The organism is Arthrobacter sp. GQ119 (assembly GCF_059759125.1).
Window position 1 is genome coordinate 208,914 of the sequence record NZ_JCAXEA010000003.1, and the last position, 24,704, is coordinate 233,617.

22 protein-coding genes are annotated in these 24,704 nt (G+C 64.7%); 10 read left to right on the forward strand and 12 right to left on the reverse strand.

Annotated features, from left to right (window positions below):
* Window positions 1-34: 34 nt before the first annotated feature.
* Entirely contained in the window at window positions 35-1,003 is a 969-nt protein-coding gene (locus tag AC6CH3_RS04535) for a helix-turn-helix domain-containing protein (RefSeq protein ID WP_400578474.1), read from the reverse strand.
* Between the two features lie 81 nt (window positions 1,004-1,084).
* Here AC6CH3_RS04535 and AC6CH3_RS04540 point away from each other — a divergent pair, with 81 nt between their 5' ends.
* Together AC6CH3_RS04540 and hrpA are read left to right on the forward strand one after the other, a co-directional pair.
* Entirely contained in the window at window positions 1,085-1,252 is a 168-nt protein-coding gene (locus tag AC6CH3_RS04540; RefSeq protein ID WP_309986925.1) for a hypothetical protein, read from the forward strand.
* A gap of 181 nt (window positions 1,253-1,433) precedes the next feature.
* Entirely contained in the window at window positions 1,434-5,423 is a 3,990-nt protein-coding gene (hrpA, locus tag AC6CH3_RS04545; protein ID WP_498131306.1) for an ATP-dependent RNA helicase HrpA, read from the forward strand.
* Window positions 5,424-5,446: 23 nt separating this feature from the next.
* On the opposite strand, the gene AC6CH3_RS04550 is transcribed toward hrpA, so the two are convergent.
* The 3 genes from AC6CH3_RS04550 to AC6CH3_RS04560 are packed head-to-tail and all read right to left on the reverse strand — an operon-like array spanning window position 5,447 to window position 7,964.
* The gene (locus AC6CH3_RS04550) at window positions 5,447-5,875 is read right to left on the reverse strand and encodes an HIT family protein (protein ID WP_498131307.1); all 429 of its coding nucleotides are present in this window, start codon (window positions 5,873-5,875) and stop codon (window positions 5,447-5,449) included.
* A complete protein-coding gene (locus tag AC6CH3_RS04555; protein WP_498131308.1) occupies window positions 5,872-7,065 on the reverse strand; it encodes an NAD(P)-dependent alcohol dehydrogenase in 1,194 nt (397 codons plus the stop codon). The genes AC6CH3_RS04550 and AC6CH3_RS04555 overlap by 4 nt, the downstream gene beginning before the upstream one ends.
* Window positions 7,062-7,964 (reverse strand): sulfurtransferase, encoded by a 903-nt coding sequence (locus AC6CH3_RS04560; RefSeq protein ID WP_498131309.1) that lies wholly within the window; start codon window positions 7,962-7,964, stop codon window positions 7,062-7,064. Before AC6CH3_RS04560 ends, AC6CH3_RS04555 begins: the two co-directional genes overlap by 4 nt.
* A gap of 89 nt (window positions 7,965-8,053) precedes the next feature.
* On the opposite strand from AC6CH3_RS04560, the gene AC6CH3_RS04565 reads away from it, so the two are divergent.
* On the forward strand, window positions 8,054-9,136 hold the full coding sequence (locus tag AC6CH3_RS04565) for a PLP-dependent cysteine synthase family protein (RefSeq protein ID WP_498131310.1): 1,083 nt from the start codon (window positions 8,054-8,056) through the stop codon (window positions 9,134-9,136).
* Here AC6CH3_RS04565 and AC6CH3_RS04570 read toward each other — a convergent pair.
* Window positions 9,133-9,789 carry an MBL fold metallo-hydrolase gene (locus AC6CH3_RS04570; RefSeq protein WP_498131311.1) on the reverse strand — a complete coding sequence of 219 codons (657 nt, stop codon included), beginning with the start codon at window positions 9,787-9,789 and terminating at the stop codon, window positions 9,133-9,135. The two genes, AC6CH3_RS04565 and AC6CH3_RS04570, sit on opposite strands and share 4 nt — an antisense overlap.
* 94 nt (window positions 9,790-9,883) lie before the next feature.
* Here AC6CH3_RS04570 and AC6CH3_RS04575 point away from each other — a divergent pair, with 94 nt between their 5' ends.
* Entirely contained in the window at window positions 9,884-10,384 is a 501-nt protein-coding gene (locus AC6CH3_RS04575) for a Fur family transcriptional regulator (RefSeq protein WP_498131312.1), read from the forward strand.
* A gap of 83 nt (window positions 10,385-10,467) precedes the next feature.
* Here the strand turns inward: AC6CH3_RS04575 and AC6CH3_RS04580 are convergent, their stop codons facing one another.
* The 5 genes from AC6CH3_RS04580 to AC6CH3_RS04600 all read right to left on the reverse strand — a co-directional run bounded on the left by AC6CH3_RS04580 (window position 10,468) and on the right by AC6CH3_RS04600 (window position 15,733).
* Window positions 10,468-11,343: a metal ABC transporter permease gene (locus tag AC6CH3_RS04580; protein ID WP_498131313.1), complete on the reverse strand. Its 876-nt coding sequence runs from the start codon at window positions 11,341-11,343 to the stop codon at window positions 10,468-10,470.
* The gene (locus AC6CH3_RS04585) at window positions 11,343-12,158 is read right to left on the reverse strand and encodes a metal ABC transporter ATP-binding protein (protein ID WP_498131314.1); all 816 of its coding nucleotides are present in this window, start codon (window positions 12,156-12,158) and stop codon (window positions 11,343-11,345) included. Before AC6CH3_RS04585 ends, AC6CH3_RS04580 begins: the two co-directional genes overlap by 1 nt.
* A complete protein-coding gene (locus tag AC6CH3_RS04590; RefSeq protein ID WP_498131371.1) occupies window positions 12,155-13,081 on the reverse strand; it encodes a metal ABC transporter solute-binding protein, Zn/Mn family in 927 nt (308 codons plus the stop codon). Before AC6CH3_RS04590 ends, AC6CH3_RS04585 begins: the two co-directional genes overlap by 4 nt.
* Window positions 13,082-13,256: 175 nt before the next feature.
* Complete coding sequence (locus tag AC6CH3_RS04595) at window positions 13,257-14,327, reverse strand: hemolysin family protein (protein WP_498131315.1); 1,071 nt, start codon at window positions 14,325-14,327, stop codon at window positions 13,257-13,259.
* Window positions 14,324-15,733, reverse strand: coding sequence for a hemolysin family protein (locus tag AC6CH3_RS04600; RefSeq protein WP_498131316.1), 1,410 nt, complete (start codon window positions 15,731-15,733; stop codon window positions 14,324-14,326). The genes AC6CH3_RS04595 and AC6CH3_RS04600 overlap by 4 nt, the downstream gene beginning before the upstream one ends.
* Before the next feature lie 562 nt (window positions 15,734-16,295).
* Here AC6CH3_RS04600 and AC6CH3_RS04605 point away from each other — a divergent pair.
* The 5 genes from AC6CH3_RS04605 to AC6CH3_RS04625 all read left to right on the forward strand — a co-directional run bounded on the left by AC6CH3_RS04605 (window position 16,296) and on the right by AC6CH3_RS04625 (window position 22,595).
* The gene (locus tag AC6CH3_RS04605) at window positions 16,296-20,105 is read left to right on the forward strand and encodes a multifunctional oxoglutarate decarboxylase/oxoglutarate dehydrogenase thiamine pyrophosphate-binding subunit/dihydrolipoyllysine-residue succinyltransferase subunit (RefSeq protein WP_498131317.1); all 3,810 of its coding nucleotides are present in this window, start codon (window positions 16,296-16,298) and stop codon (window positions 20,103-20,105) included.
* A 172-nt stretch (window positions 20,106-20,277) separates the two neighbouring features.
* Entirely contained in the window at window positions 20,278-20,877 is a 600-nt protein-coding gene (locus tag AC6CH3_RS04610; RefSeq protein WP_494035112.1) for a GDSL-type esterase/lipase family protein, read from the forward strand.
* An 89-nt stretch (window positions 20,878-20,966) separates the two neighbouring features.
* Window positions 20,967-21,794, forward strand: a complete 828-nt coding sequence (locus AC6CH3_RS04615) for a DUF4097 family beta strand repeat-containing protein (protein ID WP_498131318.1) — start codon at window positions 20,967-20,969, stop codon at window positions 21,792-21,794.
* Complete coding sequence (locus tag AC6CH3_RS04620; protein WP_498131319.1) at window positions 21,794-22,411, forward strand: PadR family transcriptional regulator; 618 nt, start codon at window positions 21,794-21,796, stop codon at window positions 22,409-22,411. The genes AC6CH3_RS04615 and AC6CH3_RS04620 overlap by 1 nt, the downstream gene beginning before the upstream one ends.
* Window positions 22,412-22,520: 109 nt before the next feature.
* Entirely contained in the window at window positions 22,521-22,595 is a 75-nt protein-coding gene (locus AC6CH3_RS04625; protein ID WP_369299106.1) for a 50S ribosomal protein bL37, read from the forward strand.
* Window positions 22,596-22,687: 92 nt separating this feature from the next.
* On the opposite strand, the gene rsrA is transcribed toward AC6CH3_RS04625, so the two are convergent.
* Together rsrA and AC6CH3_RS04635 are read right to left on the reverse strand one after the other, a co-directional pair.
* Window positions 22,688-22,948 carry a mycothiol system anti-sigma-R factor gene (gene rsrA, locus AC6CH3_RS04630; protein WP_205655327.1) on the reverse strand — a complete coding sequence of 87 codons (261 nt, stop codon included), beginning with the start codon at window positions 22,946-22,948 and terminating at the stop codon, window positions 22,688-22,690.
* A complete protein-coding gene (locus AC6CH3_RS04635) occupies window positions 22,945-23,673 on the reverse strand; it encodes a sigma-70 family RNA polymerase sigma factor (RefSeq protein ID WP_498131372.1) in 729 nt (242 codons plus the stop codon). The genes rsrA and AC6CH3_RS04635 overlap by 4 nt, the downstream gene beginning before the upstream one ends.
* 478 nt (window positions 23,674-24,151) lie before the next feature.
* On the opposite strand from AC6CH3_RS04635, the gene AC6CH3_RS04640 reads away from it, so the two are divergent.
* Window positions 24,152-24,700: a DoxX family protein gene (locus AC6CH3_RS04640; RefSeq protein WP_498131320.1), complete on the forward strand. Its 549-nt coding sequence runs from the start codon at window positions 24,152-24,154 to the stop codon at window positions 24,698-24,700.
* The last annotated feature ends 4 nt before the right edge of the window (window positions 24,701-24,704 follow it).

Below are 24,704 nucleotides of genomic sequence, written 5' to 3' on the forward strand. Positions count from 1 at the left end.
CAGACAAGAAGGAGTGGCGCCTTCGGCAGCTTCACTAGCCGGCCGTCGTCAACTGGCCGCGGAACGCCCTGCGGTAGGACTGCGGGCTCGTGTCCAGCACTTTGGCAAAGTGGTGGCGCAGCAGCACGGGATGGCCGAACCCGGCCTGCCGGGCCACTTCATCGATGTTCAGTTCAGTGGATTCAAGCAATTCCTGCGCCCTTAACACCCGCTGGGAATTCAGCCATGCCGCCGGCGTGGCGCCCGTCTCGGCACGGAAGCGGCGGGCGAAGGTCCGGGGCGACATATGCACCCTGGCGGCAAGTTCATGGACGGGGTGCTCCTCGTCCAGGTTCTGCACCATCCACCGCAGGAGTTCCTCCATCGGCTGCGATCCGCATTCCGGCATGGGACGGTCAATGAACTGGGCCTGTCCGCCGTCGCGGTGTGGTGGCACCACCATGTCCCGGGCTATGGCTGCCGCCACGGCTGCGCCGAGCTCCACACGGACCAGATGCAGGCAGGCGTCTATGCCTGCCGCGGTTCCGGCGCTGGTAATAATTTGGCCGTCCTGGACGTAGAGGACATTTTCGTCCACCTGGACGTTGGGAAACTTCGCTGCCAGCTCGCCGGAGTAATGCCAGTGAGTCGTGCAGCGCCGCCCGTCCAGCAGCCCCGCCCGGGCCAGGGCAAAAGCGCCGGAGCAAATGGACATGACCCATGCACCCCGCGCATGCGCCGCCCGAAGGGCCTCCAGCACTTCCTCGGGGACGTCTTCGTCCCGGCCGTAGGGCGTCATGATCACAAGGTCCGCGTCCGCTGCGGCCTCGAGACCCAGGCTGACGTGCATGGTCAGGCCGGATTTGAGGGGGATGTCCCCCGGTTCCGGCGCGCAGACCCGAAAATCGAATTTCGGGACGCCGGTGCCCCGGTCCGAACGGTCGATGCCGAACACCTCAAAGGCGGTGCTGAACTCGAAGATGGAGAAGTTGGGAACCACGATGACTGCCACTGACTTGAGCATGAATCCAGTATGGCAGAAATTTGTTCTTTATAGTCATTTCTGCCACTTTTTTCCTTACCCCGCGAGGAGAACCATGGAGCTATGGAAATCTTCGGAATCGCCCTCGTTGTCCTGATCCTCATCTCAGTGGTTGCTTCCCTTACCGCCGTCGTGCGGGACGGTCGCGGACACACGCCGCCGGAATACTCGATCCGGGACTGGTCCGCACTCGACCTGCCCAGCCGCAACTACACGGTGCGCAACTTCTAGGTGTGCACACGCTCCCAATACCCGCCGCCAACAGCAAAGGACCCGGCTCATGCCGGGTCCTTTGCTGTTGCAGGTGTCAGCCGAGGGCAATATCCGAAGGGTGGACCGCCAAGGCCTGGGGCGGCGACCCCGCCGGACGGTCCGTAAAGCCCGCGCCGGCCGCAGTAGACTGGTTCCAGCCATGACTTTTACTATCTCCTACCGCGCCGAGCTGCCGGTCTCCGAGCGCCGCGAGGACCTGATGGCCGCCATCGCTGCCAACCAGGTGACCATCATTGCCGGCGAGACCGGTTCGGGGAAAACCACCCAGATTCCCAAGATGTGCCTTGAACTGGGACTCGGTGAGAACGGCCTGATCGGCCACACGCAGCCGCGGCGGCTGGCTGCCCGGACAGTGGCCGAGCGCATCGCCTCCGAACTGGGCGTGGAGATCGGCCAGGAAGTCGGATTCCAGGTCCGTTTCACCGGAGAGGTCAGCCGCTCCACGAAGGTCAAGCTCATGACCGACGGCATCCTGCTGGCGGAAATCCAGCGGGACAAGCTGCTCCGCAAGTACAACGCCATCATCATCGACGAAGCCCACGAGCGCAGCCTCAACATCGACTTCATTCTCGGATACCTCAAACGGATCCTGCCGCAGAGGCCCGACCTGAAGGTGATCATCACCTCCGCCACGATCGATCCCGAACGCTTCGCGAAGCATTTCGGCTCCGACGATGCAGCCGCCCCGATCGTGGAAGTGTCGGGGCGCACGTATCCCGTGGAGATCCGCTACCGGCCGCTGTCGCAGCCATCGGGCGGCGCTGACGACGAGAACGCCTCCGACGACGAGCTCGAGGAGGACCGGGACCCGCTGGATGCCGTGTGCGACGCCGTCGACGAGCTCGCGCTCGAAGCGCCCGGCGACATCCTCATCTTCTTCTCCGGCGAGCGCGAAATCCGGGACGCCGCGGAGGCACTGAACGCCAGGATCCAATCCAACCGGCGCCTCGCCGCCACGGAAGTGCTCCCGCTCTTCGCGCGGCTGAGCCTGCAGGAGCAGCACCGCGTCTTCAACCCCGGCAGCAAGCGGCGGATCGTGCTCGCGACGAACGTGGCCGAGACCTCACTGACCGTTCCAGGCATCAAGTACGTCATCGATACCGGTACCGCCCGCATCTCGCGATACTCACACCGCACCAAGGTCCAGCGCCTGCCGATCGAACGGGTTTCGCAGGCCTCGGCAAACCAGCGCTCCGGCCGCTGCGGCCGTGTGTCGGACGGAATCGCTATCCGGCTCTACTCCGAGGAGGACTTCGAATCCCGGCCGCTCTACACGGACCCGGAAATCCTGCGTACCAACCTGGCCGCGGTAATCCTGCAGATGACCGCCATGGGTGTGGCACGCGGGCCCAAGGACATTGAAAGCTTTCCGTTTGTTGAGCCTCCGGATTCCCGTGCCATCAACGACGGCGTCACCCTGCTCCGGGAGCTCGGCGCCCTGCGCACACCAACAGCGGGCACACCAACAGCGGGCACACCAACAGCGGGCACGCCCAAGACAGGGGCAACCGCCGCAGACAACGGTTCCGGGCGCAACGCCGGCGGCCTGACCGCCGTCGGGCAGAAATTGGCGCAGCTGCCGGTGGACCCGCGGCTGGGCCGCATGATCGTTGAAGCCGGAAAACGCGGCTGTGTCCGCGAAGTCATGATCCTGGCGGCGGCACTGACGATTCAGGACCCGCGGGAGCGCCCGACCGACAAGCAGCAACTGGCCGCGGAAAAGCATGCCCGCTTCCGCGATGAGAATTCCGACTTCACCGGCTTCCTGAACCTGTGGAACTACATCCAGGAAAAGCAGCAGGAGCTCTCTTCCACCCAGTTCCGCCGGCTGTGCCGCAATGAGTTCATCAATTACCTCCGTGTCCGCGAATGGCAGGATCTGTTCGCCCAGCTGCGCCAGCTGGCCCGGCCCCTCGGCATCAGCCTGGACAACAAGCGGCAGGCCGACCCCGTCGGCAATCACGAGGGCGTCCACATCAGCCTGCTGTCCGGGTTGCTGAGCCATATCGGCATCCTTGATGAGCGCAAGCGGGAATACGCGGGGGCGCGCGGCAGCCGCTTCGCCATCTTCCCGGGCTCGGCCCTGTTCAAGAAGTCCCCCACGTTCGTCATGGCCGCGGAACTGGTGGAGACCAGCCGACTGTGGGCCCGGGTCGCGGCGAAGTTTGAGCCGGCATGGGCCGAGCAGGTGGCCCCGGACCTGGTCAAGCGCAGCTACAGCGAGCCGCACTGGTCCACGAAAATGGGCTCCGTCATGGCGTACGAGAAGGTCACGCTGTATGGCGTGCCCATCATCGCCCAGCGTCGGATCAACTACGGCAAGGTTGACCCCGTTCTTGCCCGCGAGCTTTTCATCCGGCATGCGCTGGTCGAGGGCGACTGGAAAACCCACCACAAGTTCTTCCACCGGAACCGTGCGCTGCTCCAGGAGGTCGAGGAACTCGAAGCGAGGATGCGCCGCCGTGACCTGCTGGTGGACGACGAAACCCTCTTTGAGTTCTACGATGCCCGCGTGGGCAAGGATGTTGTCTCGGAACGGCACTTCGACCGGTGGTGGAAGGAAGCCCGGCAGCAGGACCCGTCCCTCCTTGACTTCGACCAATCGCTGCTTCTCAGTGAAGACGCCGATGCCCTGGATGAATCCGCTTATCCCAAGACCTGGCTGCACAAGGGCTTCGAGCTGCCACTGAGCTACGAATTCCACCCGGTGGCGCCCGGATCGCCGCCCAACCCCTCCGACGGTGTCACCGCCAAGGTGCCGGTGCTGTTCCTGAACCAGCTTGAGGACGCCCCCTTCCGCTGGCTGATTCCCGGCCAGCGGGTGGAGCTGGTCACCGCGCTGATCAAGTCCCTGCCGAAGCAGGTCCGGAAGAACTTTGTTCCTGCTCCGGATGTCGCCCGGCAGGCGGTGGCCGCCTTGGAGGCCGAGTTCGATCCTGCCGAGGACGATCTTGAGTCAGCCCTCGAACTGGTGCTGCGGCGGCTGCGGGGGCACATCATCCCGCCGGGTTCCTGGAACTGGGAGGCTGTTCCGCAGCATCTGCGCGTGAGCTTCCAAGTGGTGGACAGCCGCGGCAAGGTGCTGGACGAGGGCAAGGATCTTGAAGCGCTGCAGGAGCGGCTTGCACCAGCCACACGGCGTGCCATCGCAGAATCACTGGGCGCCACACCTGCCACCGCGGGGCCGCGCACCGCCAAGAAGGGCCCGCAGGCTTCAGCCCCGCCGGCCGGTGACGGCCGCCCGCGATCAGCACAGGGTTTCACGGAACAGTCCGGCCTGACCAAGTGGTCCGTCGGCACTGTGCAGCGCGAAGTCAGCGTAACGGTCAAGGGGCATACTGTGACGGGCTACCCCGGGCTCGTGGACGAAGGGAAGTCCGTGGCACTGCGGGTGTTCCAGTCCGCTTCCGAGCAGCAGGAGGCCATGCGCGGCGGCGTCATCCGCCTGCTGGCCCTCAGGGTGCCCTCGCCGGACCGGTATGTCTTGGAACATCTCAACAACACGGAGAAGCTGACCTTCAGCCAGAACCCGCACGGGTCCGTGTCAGCCTTGATCGCCGACTGCGCGCTCGCGGCGATCGACAAGCTCACCCCGGCGGAATTGCCCTGGGATCGGTCCTCCTTTGATGCTCTGTATGAGCACGTCCGCGCGGAACTGATCGACACCGTCTTCAGCGTTACCGCCGTCGTGGAACGCGTTCTCGCCAGCACGCGGCGGATCCAAAAGCAGCTCAAGGGCACCACCAGCCTGGCGCTCATCAGCGCGCTCAACGACGTCAGGAGCCAACTGGAGCAGCTGGTGTTTCCCGGGTTCGTCGCCCGGACCGGCTACGCACAGCTGAGCCAGCTGCCGCGCTACCTCGCCGCCATTGAAAAACGCCTCGAAAAACTGCCCGGCAATGTGCAGCGGGATGCCCTCAGCATGGCGGCGGTCCAGCGTCTGGAGGATGAGTACGACGACGCCGTCTCAGCCCTGCTGCCGGGCCGCCGGGCGGGGGCTGAACTCACGCAGGTGCGCTGGATGATCGAGGAACTGCGGGTAAGCCTGTTCGCCGTCGAGCTTGGCACCGCCTACTCCGTCTCGGAGAAGCGGATCCGTGCCGTGCTGAACAAGGCCCTCGCAGCTTAGCTCGCTGTTCGGGAGTCGTTGTCCTAGGCGTCGGGCACGAACTCGCTGTAACCGGCATTGCGCAGCCCGGCGCGGAGCTTTTCGGCGTTGGCGTCGAGCCGGGCAGGGTCCGGATTGTGGTCCGCTGTGGCGAAATCAAATTCCGCCATGCTGTTGGACGGCCAGACGTGGACGTGCATGTGGTTGATCTCGTAGCCGGCCACGATGAGGCCTGCCCGGGCTGCCCCGAACGTCTCCACCTGGACCGCCCCGATGCGGCGGGCCACCTCCATGACCTTGGCCAGGGTCTCCGGCGATGCGTCCGTCCAGCGGTCCACCTCCTCTGTGGGCACCACGAGGGTGTGGCCGTCGGCCAGCGGGCCCATGGTCAGGAACGCCGAGACGTCCGGCTCGCGCCAGACAAAACGTCCCGGGATTTCCCCGTTGAGAATCTTGGTGAACAGCGTGCTCATGCGTCAGCCCTTTCCGACGGTGCCTGCAGGGTGGTTGTATCCAGGACAAAACGGTACTTGACGTCGCCCGCGACCATCCGGTCATACGCGTCATTAAGCTGGTCGGCCCCGACAATCTCGACGTCCGACACCACCCCGTGCTCTGCGCAGAAGTCCAGCATCTCCTGCGTTTCGGCGATGCCGCCGATCAGTGAGCCGGCATATGCAATGCGGCGCCTGATGAGTGCGCCGGGGTTCACGGGCGGCATGGCCTCGGAGGGCAGCCCCAGCTGGAACAGCGCCCCGTCCCGGCGCAGCGTGCGGAAGAACGGGTTCAGGTCATGCGGTGCCGCGACGGTGTCGATGATGAGGTCGATGCTGCGGTTCGCTGCCGCCATGGCGTCCGCATCGCTGGAAAGGATGACGCCGTCGGCGCCAAGGTCCAGGGCCGCTGAAACTTTGGACTCCGACGTGGTGAAGACCTTCACTTCGGCGCCCATGGCTTTGGCAAGCTTGACGGCCATATGGCCCAAGCCGCCGAGGCCAACGACTCCCACCACATCACCCTCCTCGACGCCGAAGTGGCGAAGCGGCGAGAACGTGGTGATGCCGGCGCACAGCAGCGGCGCCACCGCCGCGGTGTCGAGGTTCTCCGGTACCCGCAGGACGTAGCGGCGGTCCACCACTACGGATGATGCATAGCCTCCCTGGGTGACTGCATCGCCGTTGCGGGCATCCCTGGCCCCGTAGGTGCCGGTCATGCCCCGCTCGCAGTACTGCTCGAGTCCGTCGAGGCAGCTGTCACATTCGCGGCAGGAGTCGACCATGCAGCCCACGCCCACGAGGTCGCCGGGGGCAAAATCGTCCACGTCCGAACCCACACGGCTGACCTTGCCCACAATTTCGTGCCCGGGCACCAGCGGATAGTTCTGCGTGCCCCACTCACCGCGCGTGGCATGCACGTCCGAGTGGCACAGGCCGCAGAACTCAATGGCAATTTCGACGTCGTCAGCCTTGGGCGCCCGCCGGGCCACCGTCAGCGGCACAAGGCCGCTGGTGCTGGAGACGGCGCCGCGGGCGGCTGCCAGGCGTCCCTGCCGGAGGCCCGCCGCTTCGTCCGGGGCAGCGTCCGGAGCCGCGTCCGGGAAAATCCCGTCGGCGCGCGGAATGTGCAGGGCAAGCGGAGGCGGTACGGGGCGTCCAGGAGTCATACTGCGACGCTACCCTCCGCAGGAGGAACAGTGCCAGCCGGGGCAGTGCCAGCCGGGCCGGTGCCAGCCGGGGCACCCGTCTCGACGGGCAGGGAAGGATCGTTGGACCACTCCGAAAAGGACCCGGGAAACAGTGCTGCGGTGATCCCTGCGATTTCAAGTGCCGCGATCTGGTGGGCGGCGGTGACACCGGAACCGCAGTAAACCGCCGTCGGGGTTTCCGCATCCGCGCCCAGCCGGGCGAACCGCTGCCGGAGGTCGCGCGCCGGAAGGAAACGCCCGGCGTCGTCGAGGTTTTCGGTTGTGGGGGCGCTGACAGCGCCCGGGATGTGGCCGGCACGCGGATCCACCGGTTCCACCTCGCCGCGGTACCGTTCACCGGCACGTGCATCGAGCAGCACGCCCTGGTTGCCCCAGTCCGCCGCCTGTGCCCGGTCGATAACGGGCATGGCGCCGTCGGTCAGCGTCACATCGCCGGGGGCTGCTTCCTCCGGCCCGCCCTGCAGCGGCAAGCCGGCCCGACGCCAGGCGGCCAGGCCGCCGTCAAGCAGGCAGACGCTCCGGAAACCGGCGTTGCGGAGCATCCACCAGACGCGGGCCGCGGACGTGTTGCCGGCGTCATCATAGGCAACCACCACGTCACCTGTGCGGATGCCCCAGCGGCGGGCGGCGGCCTGAAGGCTGGGCAGCGGAGGCAGCGGGTGCCGGCCGCGGGCGGGGTCTGCAGGTTCAGCCAGCTCGGTGGGAAGGTCAATGTACACCGCACCAGGTATGTGGGCGTCGAGGTAGTGCCGGCGGCCGTCCGGATCGCCCAGCTTCCAGCGGACATCCAGCAGTACAGTGCGCTGGGCGGATGCAAGCCGTGCGTTCAACGCAGGCACGTCCATGAGGGTATCCACCAGGTCTCCTTCCGATTGGACCGGCACCTTGCCGGCAGGCAGCAACAACTCTAGCCGCCGATCAATCCGGCCGCCGGTAGGCTGATGCGGTGAGCAAAGTACCCAGCGGCGCCCGGGCATGGGCTGACGAGGCCGTCCGTAAAATCAGTGCTGAGAACAACCGCTCGGCAGACACGCACCTCTATTCCGTGCCGCTGCCGGAACACTGGGGCGTCCAGCTCTACCTCAAGGACGAATCAACGCACCGCTCCGGAAGCCTGAAGCACCGGCTGGCCAGGTCCCTGTTCCTGTTCGGTCTGGTGAACGGCTGGATCACTGAAGGAACCACCATCGTGGAGGCGTCCAGCGGCAGCACCGCAGTCTCCGAGGCCTACTTCGCGCAGATGTTGGGGCTGCCATTCATAGCCGTCATGACGCGCACCACCAGCTCCGAAAAGATTGAACTGATAGAGCAGTTCGGCGGCGCCTGCCTGCTGGTGGATCATGCCTCCGAGGTCTATGCGGCCGCGGCGGAGGTGGCAGCGACCAGTAACGGCCATTACATGGACCAGTTCACCTACGCCGAGCGGGCCACGGACTGGCGGGGCAACAACAACATCGCCGAATCCATCTTCGGGCAGCTCGCACTGGAAGAGCATCCTGTCCCCCGCTGGATCGTAGTGGGCGCCGGAACGGGCGGCACCAGCGCAACCATCGGCCGGTACCTGCGCTACCACCGGCATGACACGGGGCTGACAGTGGTGGACCCCGAGAACTCGGCGTTCTACCCGGGCTGGCGCAGCGGAGCCGCAGACTTCAGCACCGGCCGCCCCTCGCGGATCGAGGGCATCGGACGGCCACGGATGGAGCCCAGCTTCGTGCCGGCGGTCATCGACCGCATGATCCAGGTGCCCGATGCCGCATCCGTCGCGGCCATGCGCCACCTCCACGGGCTGGCGGGGCTCCATGCGGGACCCTCCACGGGAACCAACCTCTGGGGAGTCTGGCAGCTGATAGCAGAGATGATCGCCGCAGGGCAGCGCGGCAGCATTGTTTCGCTCATGTGCGACGGCGGCGACCGCTATGCGGGTAACTACTACAGCCCGGCGTGGCTCGCAGCGCAGGGGCTGGATCCTGAGCCGCATGAGCGAACCATCCGGGAGTTTTTCGATTCCGGGGTCTGGAACGCTTAGACGTCCACAGATTCCCGGGCGGAAAGATGGGTGAACTCCGTGCCGTATTTGGCACCCAGCCGCTTGACGTGGCCTTCCACGAGTTCCAGGCCCGTGCGGTTGAGCAGCGCGTCATGGATCGGAAACGCCCGCGGCGCGCGCACTCCAATGACGAAGTCCACCACCTCGCTGACCTTGTTCCACGGCGCATGAACCGGGACCAGGAGAGTCTTGACGCTGATGCCGTCCGGGATGATGAAGGAGTCACCGGGGTGGTACACGTTTTCGTCCACGAGGTAGCCGATGTTGGCCACTATGGGAACGTGCGGATGAATCAGTGCATGCTGCCCGCCGAAGCTCCTGATCCCGAACCCGGCGGCGTCGAACGACGTTCCGGGAGCAACCGTGTGGACGCGGGACACGGCATCGGGTGCTTCCTTACGGAGGTTTTCGGCCACACCGCCCGGTGCAAACAGCTCCAGCTCACGGTTGTCCTTAAGCGCCGAGGTCACCACGGCCACATCGACGTGGTCAGGATGCTCGTGGGTGATGAGGACGGCGCGGGCGCCGTCGAGCGCTTCGGCGGACTCGGAATACCCGCCGGGATCGATGACCAGGACGTGTCCGTCTTTTTCCAAGCGGACACAGGCGTGCGTGAATTTGGTCAGCTTCATCCGGCCAGCCTAGGGAACCGGCCGATAAGTGTCCACGGGCCTCCGGCTGGTAATCTTGAACACGCAAGTATCCCTTAGCGAAGCGAGTCCATTCATGCCACACGGCGCCAGCGCTGAAGGCAGGCCGCTGACCCCTCTGGTTGCGGCTGGCGGGAAAGAGCAACGGGTCACCAAGCAACGGCTGGCGGTAAGTGCCGCACTGGATGAGCTGCATGACTTCGTGAGCACCCAGGAGTTGTACCGGATCCTGCAGAACCAAGGGGTCTCGGTCTCCCTGGCCACCGCCTACCGTATCCTGCAGTCCCTTGCCGACGAAGGCCTCGTGGACGTACTCCGCAACGGCGACGGCGAGGCCGTTTACCGCCGGTGTGCCGTCACCGAACACCACCACCATCTCCTCTGCAGGAGCTGCGGCAAGGCCGTGGAAGTGGAAGCGCCTGCCGTGGAGACCTGGGCCGCCAAGACAGCCCAGGAGCACGGCTTCACCGAGATGGCCCACACCGTCGAGATCTACGGCCTCTGCCCCGCCTGCTCGGCGCGGAAGGCCGATTCTGCGGCGGCTGATTCTGCGGCGGCCGATAAAGAGGCCGAATAACACAGCGCTGAGCAGGGCGCTCAGCAGCAGGAAGAGGGCTTGCTGGCCGTCAGGCTTGGCTGGCCGTAAGGCTTGGCTGGCCGTCAGACAGTCCGCAGAACCCTGCCGTTGAGCCCGCGTTTCGCGCGGACGCTGCCGATGACCCGGCACACGACGTAGATCAGGAAAGACAGCGTTGTTACGTAGGGGCTGATGGGAATGCGGCCGCCCAAGGCAAGGAGGATGCCGCCTACTGTCGCGACCATGGCGAACACCACGCTCAGGATCACTACCAGCCGCGGTGAGGACGTCACACGCAGGGCAGCCGCCGCGGGCGTAATCAGCAGGGCCAGTACGAGAAGCGCCCCGACGATCTGGATTGAGAGCGCCACGCTCACGCCCAGAAGGACCATGAACACCAGGGCAAGCAAGCGGACGGGCACGCCGCGCGCCTCCGCCAGTTCAGGGTCGACGCTCGCGAAGCTAAGCGGCCGCCAAATAGCGATCAGGCCCGCCATCACCACCATGGCGGTGCCGGCCAGGGCCTGCAGCTGCACCGTATCCACCGAGACAATCTGGCCGGTGAGCAGGCCGAACTTGTTCGCCGCCCGCCCTTCGTACAGGGACAGGAACAGGATGCCCAGTCCCAGCCCGAAGGGCATGATCACGCCGATGATGGAATTCTTGTCGCGTGCCCTGACGCCCATGAACCCGAGCAGCAGCGCCGCCGCCACGGACCCGATCAGGGAGCCGAATACGACGTCGGCCCCGATGAGCAGCGCAAAGGCCGCCCCGGCAAACGAGAGCTCTGAGATGCCGTGCACGGCGAAGGCGAGGTCGCGCTTCATCACGAACGTGCCCACCAGGCCCCCGAGCAGGCCGAGTACTGCTCCGGCCCAGAGGGAGTTCTGGACGAGGACCAGCAGCTCGCCGTAGTTTTCGAAGTTGAAGACCGACTGCAGAATGCTTTCCGGATCCATCAGACGCCATCCCCAGCCGCGGCGCGGGCATCGTCATGGTGGTGCGTCGTGGCATCCGGCAACCCGACGACGACGATCCTGCCGTTCGCGTGGATCACGTCGACGTGTCTGTCGTACAGCTCCGACAGGACGTCGGTGGTCATCACCTCGTGGGGCGTCCCTACGCTGAACCGGCCGCCGGCGAGGTACAGGATCCTGTCGACATAGTCGATGATCGGGTTGATTTCGTGGGTCACGAACACCACGGCGCTCTCCTGCTCGTGGCATTGGTCATTGATGAGCGCACTGACGGCCTGCTGGTGATGCAGGTCCAGTGAAAGGAGCGGCTCATCGCAGAGCAGCACTTTCGGGTCGGTGGCGAGGGCCTGCGCCACCCGCAGCCGTTGCTGCTCTCCCCCCGAGAGTTGCCCCACCGGGACCTTGGCATATTCGGCGGCCCCCACGAGCTCGAGCAGTTCATCAATCCGGCGGTCCGCCTTGGCGTTTCCGAGCCGGACCCCCCACCTGTGGCCATCGACGCCCAGCCCCACAAGGTCCCTGGCCCGCATGGGCGTGTCCGGAGAAAAAGGCTTCTGCTGCGGGATATAGCCAATAAGGCGGCTCCCCCGTTCCACCGGATGCCCGCCGAGGGAAGCGGTGCCGGAGTGCAGTTCCTGAAGCCCGAGCAGCACTTTAAGGAAGCTGGTTTTTCCGCTCCCGTTAGGCCCCAGAACCGCAAAGAACTCCCCCGGGTGGATGTCCAGGTTCAGGTCTTCCCAGAGTGCCCGCCTGCCAAACTTCAGGGAAGCTTCCCGCAGGCTGATCACTGGATTCAACGCTTCTTCGTCTCCAGGGCTTTATCGATGTTCTGAACATTGTCCGTCATCCACTCCAGGTAGGTCTTGCCGTCGGGCAAGGTTTCGCTGAACTGCACGACCGGGACACCGGCCTTTTCGGCCGCATTTTTCACGGCCTCCGTTTGCGGACCTTCGGTTTGTTCGTTGTAGGCGAGGAAGCTAACATCCGGCGAAGCCGCCAGCTGGGTCGCGGCCCGCAGCACCGCCGGGGGCACGTCGCTGCCCTCTTCGATGGCGGCCGTATATTCTTCCGGAGTGCGGTTTTCCAGGCCGGCCGCTTCCAGCAGATAGAGCGGGACAGGTTCCGTCACCGCGACGCGGGAGGCGCCGTGGGAAGCCTTGACCGCACTGAGTTTGCCCACAAGGTCGCTCAGCCGCGACTTGAAGGCAGCGGCATTCGCTGTGAATTCTGCTGACGAACCGGGCGCGAGCGCTGCGAGCCTGGTGGCCACGGCATCGGCCAGCCGCCCCATGGCCGGCACGCTGTACCAGACGTGTTCATTGAACTCGCCGTGCTCGTGTGCGTGGCTGTCTTTGCTGCTTTCCGAGTGGCCGCCGGATTCCTCCGGCGCGAGGCCTGAAACTTCCATGGCACTGACAATGTTCTCGTGAGGGATTTGGCTGTCGTCCGCCATCTTGTGGATGAAGTCGTCGTAGCCGCCGCCATTCTCCACGATGAGGTCCGCTTTGGAGATTGCGAGCCTCTCCTGGGCGTTGGCCTCATACGAGTGCGGGTCCTGGTTCGATTTCGTGATGATGGCCTTGACGTCTACTTTGTCGCCGCCAATGGCCTGGACGATGTCGCCGTATACATCCGTAGACGTGACGACGGATACGCCGTCCCCAGCCGGCGCCGAGGAGGTCGTCGGGGATGCTGCCGGGGAGCCACAGGCTGTCAGCATCAGGCCGGCACAGGCGACGGCTGCAGTCAGGGAGGGACGGAGGGCACGTCGGGTAGGGCGCAAGGGATAACCTCGGTTCTGGGTACGGTTTTGCGGAATCTGCAACCCCGCAAGTCCAGTGCCTAAATGGGAATGATTCCTGTTTAAGGATGCCTAACGGAAGCTTCCGCTCCTGCTATTCACCATCGGTCTGCCCCAGACGGCGTATGCCCTTAGCCTGGGTGGCGTCACGGATCTCGCCCACCAGTTGCTCGATGACGTCCTCCAGGAACAGCACCCCCTCTGTCTGGCCGTCGGGGCCGATCACGCGGGCCAGGTGCGAACCCGTACGCTGCATGACGGACATGGCGGTCTCAATCTCCGCGTCGCGCGGGAGGTTGGCCAGCGACCGGATCCGGCTTTCGGCAATGGGATGCTGATAGCCGGATTCAGGAATCGAGAGCACATCCTTGATGTGCAGGTAACCGGACAGCATGTCGTCTTCGTCCACCATCGGGAACCGCGAGAACCCGGTCCGGCTCACGGCTTTCTCAAACTCGCACGGCGTCGCCGAGGTCTTCAGCATGACCAGGCGCTCCAGGGGAACCATGACATCCGCGGCAGTATATTCCGAAAACTCGAGTGCGCCGGTAATCAGGCCCGCATCATCATCCACCAGTCCATGACGGGTTGACTCCTGCACGATGGAATGGACTTCCTCCAACGTAAAAGAGGAGTTGACCTCGTCCCTGGGCTGGATCCGCATCAGCTTGAGGATGTGGTTCGCCGACCAGTTCAGCGTAACGATCACGGGGTTCACTATCCGGGCGATGAACATGAGCGGCGGGGCCAGGAGCAGGGCGGCTTTATCGGCCACGGAGACAGAAATATTCTTCGGCACCATCTCCCCGAACGTTACGTGCAGGAATGTCACCGCCATCAGCGCAACGCCAAAGGCGGCGACGTCGGCAAGCTCCTTGGGCACGCCGAGCGCTTCCAGTGGAACAGCCAGCAGGTGGTGGATGGCCGGTTCCGCCACCAGCAGGATCAGCAGCGAGCAGACCGTGATGCCGAGCTGCGCACAGGCCAGCATCAGCGAGACGTTCTCCATGGCCCGCAAGGTGGTCTGGGCACGCATGGAGCCGGCGTCAGCCAGCGGCTCGATCTGGCTGCGCCGTGCAGACATCACCGCAAACTCGGCAGCCACGAAGAAAGCGTTGCCGAACAGCAGCAGGACCAGCCAGAGAATTCCAACCCAGTCGCTCATGCCGCTCCGCCGTTCCTTGAGGGGCTGTGCCTCGACGAACCATTCCTGACCGAGCCCTTGCGAGGACGGCCGGTCTCCGCGGACGCGTCGACGGCGGAGCCTTCGCTGGGCTCGCGGTCCGGCTTGAAGCAGATGCGGTCGATCCGGCGGCCGTCCATGCGGGTGACGCTGAGGGTTCCACCGCCCACCGTGACCGTATCCCCCACTGAGGCTATGCGGCCAAGCTCGCTCATGACGTAGCCGCCCACCGTTTCATAGGCTGCTTCGTCCGGAACACTGAGTCCGGGAATCTGTTCAGACAGTTCATCCGGCCGCATCAGGCCGGGGAAGTACCAGTCCCCCGAAGCGCTCTGCAGCAGACCCGGCCGAACCTTGTCATGCTCGTCAGCCACTTCCCCCACAATTTCCTCGACGAGGTCCTCCAAGGTAGCGATGCCTGCAGTTCCGCCGTACTCGTCCAGCACCACCGCAAGCTGCAGGTTGCCTTCCTTCAGCTCTGCCAGCAGGGCGTCGAGGTGGATGGTCTCCGGGACGCGGAGAACGTCTGTCATGATCGCGCCGGCCTCCAGGTTCTGCCGGCGTTTGGAGGGCACTGCAATCGCTTTCTTCACGTGCACCAGTCCGCGGATGTCGTCTGCAGAATCGCCGATGACGGGGAAGCGCGAGTATCCGGTGCGGCGTGCGGCGTCGACGATATCCGAGACCGGCTGGTCGGCGTCGATGGTTTCGACGCGGATGCGGGGGGTCATCACATCGGCCGCCGTCCGGCCCGAGAAGTTCAAGGTCCGGGCCACAAAGTTTGCGGTACCCGGATCCAGGGTCCCCATGGCCGCCGACCTGCGGACCAGGGAGGCAAGTTCCGCGGGCGTCCGCGCCCCTGAGATCTCCTCTTTCGCTTCAAGTCCGAAGACATTCAGCACCTTGTTGGAAAATCCGTTAAGGAGAAGGATGGCCGGCTTGAAGATGGCGGTAAACATCAGCTGTGGCCGCGCCAATGCCCGTCCAATACGGAACGACAGGGCGATCGCCATGTTCTTCGGAACAAGTTCGCCAAGCAGCATGGAAAGCAGCGTGGCGATCACCATTGCGAGGACAAGGGAGACAGATTTGGCCACCGCTTCCGGGAGACCCAGCACAGCCAGCGGCGCATGCAGCAGCGCCCCGACCGACGGTTCCATGACATAGCCCGTCAAGAGGGTGGTCATGGTGATGCCGAGCTGGCAGCTGGACAGTTGCGTGGACAGCGATTTCAGGCATTTAAGGAGCGGGACTGCCGCGACGTCGCCGTCATCCACGGCGCGCTGCACCGTGGGCTGGTCAAGCGCTATGAGAGAGAATTCGACGGCGACGAAGAAGCCGGTGCCGAAAATCAGCAGGAAACCCGCTGCGAGAAGAAGCCACTCCATTTAGCAGCCTGCCTGGGCCGGCACGGGGCTGCTGCTCCGGGAGCCGGGGCGGCACACTGGGCGCTTCGAACGGCCAGGCGGAGGATGGTCGGCCGGGGCCTGCGCTGCTTTCAGGGAGGTCCCGGCGAAGTGCAGCGACTGACTTTGACGGGATCGTGAACGGGGTTTGCCGGCACTGCGGGTGGGCTGTGCGGGAGTGCTGATGTTGCTCCGCTGACAGCCCCCAGGCCGGCACCTAGATTTACTGTCCATAAGAATTGCAGTCTACAGGAGCACAGGCGGGTCCGGCGGTGCGAACGGCCCCCAGCCCGGCCTGCTGGCGGGATTCCGGAACAGCATTCACGGCCACTGCGGACGGACAGTTTCGGCCGGATTTTTGCCGGACCCACGCCACAAATCAGCGGCAACATGATTTGGGTCACGCTTATTGGCGGTTAACCATCGAACGTAACTAGACTGGCAGAGGTCTGGGTTCATAGGACACAGAAACTGGTTCGATTGTTGTGCCGTGGCACCTTGGCAACCAGAGGGAATTCAAACTCATGGAAGAGGCGTATTTCAAGTGCCAGAGCAGCCTAGCCACCGTCTACCAGAGGAATTTGGCGGAAATGAGTGGCTCGTTGACGAACTGTACGAGCGTTACCAGCAGGACAAGAATACGGTCGATGCAAAATGGTGGCCCCTGTTCGAATCTTTTGACAGCAGCAACGGCCCGACGTCCAACGGCGCCCCCGGCGCGGCAGTGCCGCCGGCCCACCCAGCTACGCGCGAAATGCCGGTTGTAGCGCCCCCGGCTCCGGCCAAGGCCCCGGCCTCCGCAACTCCTGCTCCGCAAGCACCTGCAGCCGCGCCGGCAACGTCGCCGGCCGCACCTGCGAAGAAGGCCCCGGCCACGGTGGCCCGCGACGGCGCAAAGAAGGCCGAGGCGGGCACCGGCGCCCAGCCCATTCCGGCGCAGCTCCCCAAGAACGTGAAGGCGCCGACCGCGCCGGAGGAAGACGTTGTCTCCGTCCTTCGCGGTCCAGCCAAGGCCATTGCAACCAACATGGTCACCAGCCTCGAGGTGCCCACCGCCACGTCCGTCCGGGCGATTCCGGCCAAGCTGCTGATCGACAACCGCGTCGTCATCAACTCCAACCTGGCCCGCGCACGCGGCGGCAAGGTCTCCTTTACCCACCTGATCGGTTACGCGGTCATCCGGGCGCTGCGCCAGTTCCCCTCGATGAACGTGTACTACGACGAGGTGGACGGCAAGCCGGTAGCCGTCCAGCCGGCCCACGTGAACTTCGGCATCGCCATCGACATGCCGAAGCCTGACGGCACACGCCTGCTGATGGTGCCGAACATCAAGAAGGCTGAGACCCTCAACTTCTCGGAGTTCTGGCACACCTACGAGGACCTCATCAAGCGTGCCCGCAACGGCAAGCTGACCGCTGAGGACCACCAGGGCACCACGGTCTCGCTGACCAACCCGGGCGGCATCGGCACCGTGCACTCTGTTCCCCGCCTGTCCAAGGGCCAGGCCGCCATCATCGGCGTCGGCGCCCTTGACTACCCTGCCGAGTTCCAGGGTGCCAGCGAGAAGATCATTGCGCACAACGCCATCAGCAAGGTCCTGACGCTGACGTCCACCTATGACCACCGGGTCATCCAGGGCGCAGGCAGCGGCGAGTTCCTCAAGCTGGTCCACCAGCTCCTCCTCGGTGCCCAGAACTTCTACGACGAGATTTTCGAATCCCTGCGCATCCCCTATGAGCCGGTGCGCTGGAGCCCCGACCTCCAGGTGGACCCGTCGGACCAGATCAACAAGGTTGCCCGCATCCAGCAGCTGATCCACTCCTACCGCGTCCGCGGTCACCTCATGGCGGACACCGATCCGCTCGAGTACGTCCAGCGCAAGCACCCGGACCTCGACGTCCTCACCTACGGGCTCACGCTGTGGGACCTGGACCGCGAATGGCCCACCGGAGGCTTCGGCGGCAAACCGCAGCTGACATTCCGCGACATCCTCGGCGTGCTCCGCGACGCGTACTGCCGCACCACGGGCATCGAGTACATGCACATCCAGGAGCCTGCCGAGCGCAAGTGGTTCCAGGACCAGCTGGAGCACCCGTACTCCAAGCCGAGCCGTGAAGAGCAGCTGCGCATCGTTTCCAAGCTCAACGCCGCAGAGGCCTTCGAGACGTTCCTGCAGACCAAGTTCGTCGGCCAGAAGCGCTTCTCCCTCGAGGGCGGCGAGTCCCTGATTCCGCTGCTTGACGCCATCATCTCCGATGCGGCCGACGACGGACTGGACGAGGTTGCCATCGGCATGGCCCACCGCGGCCGGCTCAACGTGCTCACCAACATCGCCGGCAAGACCTATGCTCAGGTCTTCCGCGAGTTCGAGGGCACCCAGGATCCCCGCTCCGTGCAGGGTTCCGGTGACGTCAAGTACCACCTGGGCACCGAGGGCACGTTCACCTCGGACAGCGGCAACGAGACCAAGGTCTACCTGGCCGCCAACCCGTCCCACCTTGAGGCCGTGGACTCCGTGCTGGAAGGCATCGTCCGCGCCAAGCAGGACCGTCTGGACCAGGGCGAGGCCTTCCCCGTGCTGCCCATCATGGTCCACGGTGACGCGGCGTTCGCCGGCCAGGGCGTCGTGGCTGAGACCCTCAACCTCTCCCAGCTGCGCGGCTACCGCACCGGCGGAACCATCCACGTCGTGGTGAACAACCAGGTCGGATTCACCACGGCCCCGTCCTCGTCCCGCTCGTCCACCTACTCCACGGACGTCGCCAAGATGATCCAGGCACCGGTGTTCCACGTGAACGGCGACGACCCCGAGGCTGTGGTCCGCATCGGCCAGCTCGCCTACGAGTTCCGCCAGAAGTTCCACAAGGATGTTGTCATCGACATGGTCTGCTACCGGCGGCGTGGGCACAACGAGGGCGACGACCCCTCGATGACCCAGCCGCTGATGTACAACCTCATCGAAGCCAAGCGATCGGTCCGCAAGCTCTACACCGAGTCCCTGATCGGCCGCGGTGACATCACCGAGGAAGAGGCAGAGCAGCTGCTTCGCGACTACCAGGAACGCCTCGAGCGGGTCTTCGCCGAAACCCATGCGGCGCAGACTTCTCCGATTCCGATCATCACGGCGGATTCCGCCGCTGTGTCGGACATCGAGCGCCCCCAGGCCCAGCAGTCGGACTTCGGCACGAACGCCCCTGCGTCCACGGCAATTTCGGCCGACACGCTGGCCCGGATTGGCAAGGCTCACCTGGAAATCCCCGAGGGCTTCACCGTCCACGCGAAGCTCAAGCAGCTGCTTGAGAAGCGCGAGCAGATGTCCCGCGAAGGCGGCATCGACTGGGGCTTCGGTGAGATCGCTGCCTTCGGTTCGCTCATCATGGAAGGTTTGCCCGTACGGCTCGCCGGCCAGGACTCGCGCCGCGGCACTTTCGTTCAGCGTCACGCCGTCTTCCACGACCGCGCCAACGGCAACGAGTGGCTGCCTCTTGGCAACCTCTCCGACGACCAGGCCAAGCTGTGGATCTATGACTCCCTGCTGTCCGAATACGCGGCCATGGGCTTCGAATACGGCTACTCCGTGGAGCGGCCCGATGCCCTGGTGCTCTGGGAAGCACAGTTCGGTGACTTCGTCAACGGTGCGCAGACCATCATCGATGAGTTCATCTCGTCCGCCGAGCAGAAGTGGGGCCAGCGCTCATCACTGGTGCTGATGCTTCCGCATGGCTACGAGGGCCAGGGGCCGGACCACTCCTCCGCCCGCATCGAGCGTTTCCTGCAGATGTGCGCCGAGGAAAACATGATCGTGGCCAACCCCACGACGGCCGCCTCGCACTTCCACCTGCTGCGCCGCCAGGCCTACAGCCGTCCGCGCAAGCCGCTCATCATCTTCACCCCGAAGCAGCTGCTGCGCCTCAAGGCTGCCGCGTCGGCCGTGGAGGACTTCACCACCGGCGGCTTCCAGCCGGTCATCGGTGAGCATGAGCAGCTGCAGGCGGACGCCGTCGAACGCGTCCTCCTCGTCTCCGGCCGCCTGTACTACGATCTGCTCTCCACCCGGCAGAAGACGGACGACAAGACAACCGCCATCGTCCGTGTGGAACAGCTCTACCCGCTGCCGCACGCGGAAATCGAAGCGGAACTGGCCAAGTACCCCAACGCCGAAGTCGTCTGGGCGCAGGACGAACCCGCGAACCAGGGTCCGTGGCCGTTTATGGGCCTGAACCTGCCGCAGGCACTGGACCGCAAGATCCGCCTGGTCTCGCGCCCGGCGTCGGCATCCACGGCCGCCGGTTCCATGAAGCGGCACGCTGCCGAGCAGGACTCACTCCTGAAGCAGGCATTCGCGCGCAAGTAGCAGTACAGCTGCCCGGCCGGACGGTGACATACCGTTCCAGCCGGGCAGTTCTGTTTAATCGGCATGAGTTAATGGACACAGCCGGGGAAGCCCGAACAGTATCCGGATCAGGCCGTCGAGCAGGGGTGCCCGGCAGTCAGGGCAAGCCCTCAATATAAGTGAAGAGGTAGTAGTGGAAGACAGGAAGCTGCGCATCGCAGCTGTTGGAGATGAACTGCTGGCCGGCCTCGGGGATCCCCGGGCCCTGGGCTGGCTGGGCCGCGTCCTGGCCCGCACTCCACAGGACGGCATGATTCTTGAGAGCTACGCCCTCCCCTGCCCGCAGGAAGGCACCGAGGGCCTGGCGGCCCGCTGGCTGGAGGAAGCCGGCCGCCGGTTCAGTGACCTGCATGAGAACCGCCTGGTCATTGGCCTGTCGGGGCGCGATGTGGAGTTCGGCCTGTCCACTGCCAGGAGCAGGCTGAATCTGGCCAACATCCTTGATTCCGCAACCCAGAAGCGGCTTGAGGTTTTTGTCGTGGGACCGCCGCCCACCCTGGACCCTGCCCAAAACCGCCGGCTCGGAGAACTCAACACCGCGTTCTCGGATGTCACCACCCGGCGCAAGCACCTCTACGTGGACACCTTCACGCCGCTGCTCAACCATGAACAGTGGCGCCAGGACCTGGCCGCGAACGGTGGCACTCCCGGTCAGGCCGGTTACGGGCTGATGGCCTGGCTTGTGCTCCACCGCGGCTGGTTCCAGTGGCTGCGAGTGGACACTCCGGACTAAGGATGCTCCGCTTGCGATATATCTTGATCGCGGGTCAGGACGGATGTATGGTTGCCGCATAGTCACGATATATCGCAACTGGAGGAGTCATGGCAGACAGTTCCTGGACCGTCACCGGCCCGCAAACCATTGACGTCGACGGCGTCTCGTCGCTGAAGCTCGGTATTGTCCGCGGCCGGTTCGACATCGTCACCCATGCGGAAAACGTGGCCCGGATTGAGGTGTCGGACGTTCACGGCGACCCACTGGCGGTGTCGGTGACAAATGGCCGGCTGGAGGTCAGGCACCAGCTGCATGGCCCGCAGGGCTGGTTCAAGAACCTGATGGGCGCCGTCAACAACAGCAGCGACAACTCGGTGGTGGTCAGCATCGCCCTGCCCGCCGGCGTCGAGGTCGAGGCCGGAACAGTCAGCGGCGACGGACTGGTGTCGGGAATTACCGGCCACACCAGGCTCAACACCGTCTCGGGCTCCGTCATGTCGGACGGCACGTCCGGTGACCTCCACGTCAACACTGTCAGCGGCGAAGTCATAGCCCGGAACCACCGGGGCGTGCTGACGGCGAAGAGCGTCTCGGGCGAGGTCACGGCGTCGGGCCGGTTCACCAACATCCGGGCCCACACCGTCAGCGGCCACATGAGCTTTGACCTCCAGGACTTCACCCACGATTTCGGGGCCAACTCGGTTTCCGGCGACCTCACCATTCGGCTTCCGCACGACGTCGGGGTCGACATCGTGGCCAAATCAGCCAGCGGGGCAGTGGTGATCGATAACCAGAAGTACGTCCTGCCCGGAGGCACGGTGCAGACCATCACCGGTCCCGATGCGAAACTGATGCTGGTTCGGACCAACTCGGTATCCGGGAAGACGTCCATCTTCCACAGCCCGGCTCCCGCGGATGCAGAAACGGGGCTCTGATGCCACCGGTCTTTGCCCACGGGGCTCTGCGACTCTATCTGCTCGCCCTCCTGGAGTCCGGCCCCAAGCACGGCTATGAACTGATCAAGGCGCTCAGCGAGCGGTTTGGCGGCACATACTCCCCCAGCGCCGGCACCATCTATCCGCGGCTGGGAAAGCTGGAGGAAGAGGGCCTGGTGGCCACGCAGTCGGAGGGCCGGCGCACCAACTACCGGATCACGGCTGCCGGCCTGGCCGAGCTCAACAATCGGAGGGACGAGCTCGCTGGCGTGGAAAAGGACATTTCGGCGTCGGTACGGAGGCTGGCGGACAACCTCCGCGCTGACATCCGCAGTAATATGCGCGGCCTGCGAGCGGATCTGGCTGCCTCCGCGGAAGCCGCCCGGTCGACTGCAATGCCGGCCGGCACCCGTGCGTCCGCCTCATCCCGGCACTCCCCTGATGCCCAGCGAATGCTCATGGAAGCGGAAATGCTGCTTCAGGCTTTCAGGGACGACCTGCGCGTGGAACTCCGCACGCAGGCAGTCACCCAGCCCATCACACCGGTGACGCTCGAAACCGTCAGGACGGTCCTCGACCAGGCACGTATCTCGATCCGGAATTCCCTCAAGGAATAAGCTTGCCCGGCACCCCCGCGTCCCACAATGCCGCCGGTTCGCGGCCCGTCCCCTGATGTGGGAGACTTGAGGGCAGCTCTTTCGAGTACCGATATTAAGGAGGCCAGCTATGAGCAAGCGTGCACGTAAACGTCGTGACCGTAAGCGTGGCGGCGCTAACCACGGGAAGCGCCCCAACACCTAAGCCACGGCTTGAACCGAAGCTTAAATGCAGTGCCCCCGCAACCTGCCGGTTGCGGGGGCACTGCGTTTAAGAGATTAGGGACCGGGCCTGCGTCAGGCGTCCACTGGCCGGATGTTGTGGATTCTGTCCAGGATCGCGTTTTTCAGATTTGCCGGAGCGGCTTCGGTGCACGACCGCTTGACCATGTTGCGGATGACGCACTCAAGGTCATACTGCTCCGTGCATTCCGGACACTCATCAAGATGATGCTTGATCTCCGCAATGTCACTGCGGGTCAGGGCACCATCCAGATACTCGTAGATACGTTGCATCCGGGCGTCGTCGCAATCGCCCAATCCCTGGCAGTCGCTCATTTCCTGTTCTCCTGTTTGTTGCTTTCTGCTGCTGCATTGTGGTCGGCAGCAGCTTTGAATCCCCGTTCGGCGGCGTAGTCAGCCAGCATGTCCCGCAACATCTTTCGGCCGCGGTGGAGCCGCGACATGACAGTGCCGATGGGAGTGTTCATAATGTCTGAGATTTCCTTGTACGCGAAACCCTCAACGTCCGCGAAGTAGACGGCCAGCCGGAACTCCTCCGGGATCTCCTGCAGCGCGCGCTTGACGTCGGAATCAGGCAGGTGGTCCAGGGCCTCGGCCTCCGCGGAACGGAGCCCGCTCGACGTGTGCGACTCGGCCCGGGCGAGCTGCCAGTCCTCGATGGTGTCCGAATTGGACTGCAGCGGCTCACGCTGACGCTTCCGGTAAAGATTGATGTACGTGTTGGTCAGGATCCGGTACAGCCATGCCTTCAAATTGGTGCCCGGCTTGTACTGGTGGAACGCAGAAAAGGCCTTGGTGTAGGCCTCCTGGACGAGGTCCTCCGCGTCGGACGGGTTTCGTGCCATCCGCATCGCAGCCGAGTACAGCTGGTCCACATACTGCATGGCGTCGCGCTCAAACCGGACCCGGCGTTCTTCCGGGCTTTCGGTGGCGACATCAATTTCCTCCACCGGCGCCGCGGCCTGCGGAGTGCTGATGTCCTCGGCGCCGTTCCCGGCGTCCTCTTGCGTGGCCTCTACGGCCGGATCCACGGTGCTCATTGCCTTCAAGTCTACTGTCACCCGCCGGACCGGCCCGGAGCCGCTGCCGGCCAGGGATCCGGCGCCATAGGAAACAGCGGCAGACTCCTCCTGCGGCATGCCGAACTCACGCACCTCAAAGTCGGCCACGTCGATTGGTCCCCGCAAGCCCACAGCGTCTTTCACCAAAGTCAAAGCTCCATCTCCACTTCACGTGTTCTGCATGGCCAGCGCAATCCTGCACTCCGCACTCCGCGGCCGTTCCGGCCCCGCGAAGCCGTTCCACTACCGCGGTGCGGTTTCACATTCCGCCATATGGGGCTGCCCGGAGGGGGCACCCAGCCATGCTTTCATCCCGGGAACAGCCTGGGACCGTCGTCCCGGCCATTTCGGACCTGCACAGCACAACGGTGTCCGGCGGGCAAATATTCCGCAAAAGTGCAAGACTAGAACCGACTCCGCCGCAGTCACCGCGGCTCGTCCATCCAGGAGGAAATTCATGTCCTTAGTCCGTTTTCTCGCCCGCCCTATGCTGGCTTCAAGTTTCGTCCTCGCCGGCGTGGACAAGCTCAGGAATGCGGACGACACTGTGGAACAGTTGTCCCCCCTGCTGCGGCGCGCATCTGATGCACTTCCCTTCCAGACCAGCGAGGCTGTCCTGGCCCGGGTCATCGGCGGCACCCAGGTGGGCGCGGGCCTCCTGTTCGCGACAGGCAAGGCCGCCCGGTTGTCGGCTGGCCTCCTGGCCCTCATCTCAGCCCTGAACGCGTTCGTTGAATGGCGCAGCGCCGATATCAGCAGCAAGGAAGGCCGTGACGCCCGCCGCACCCAGCTGCTCAAGAACGTCACCCTGACGGGCGGCGTGCTGCTGGCCTCCGTGGACACCGCCGGCAAGCCGAGCCTGGCCTGGCGCGCCGAGCACCTCGCCGCTGATGCCCGGAAGACCGCGAGCCACCTGGCGTCGGACGCGCGCAAGACCACCGGGAAGAAGCTGCACAAGGCCGACAAAGCCGTCCGCAGGGCAGTCGACCATGCAGTGGGGGCCTAGGCAG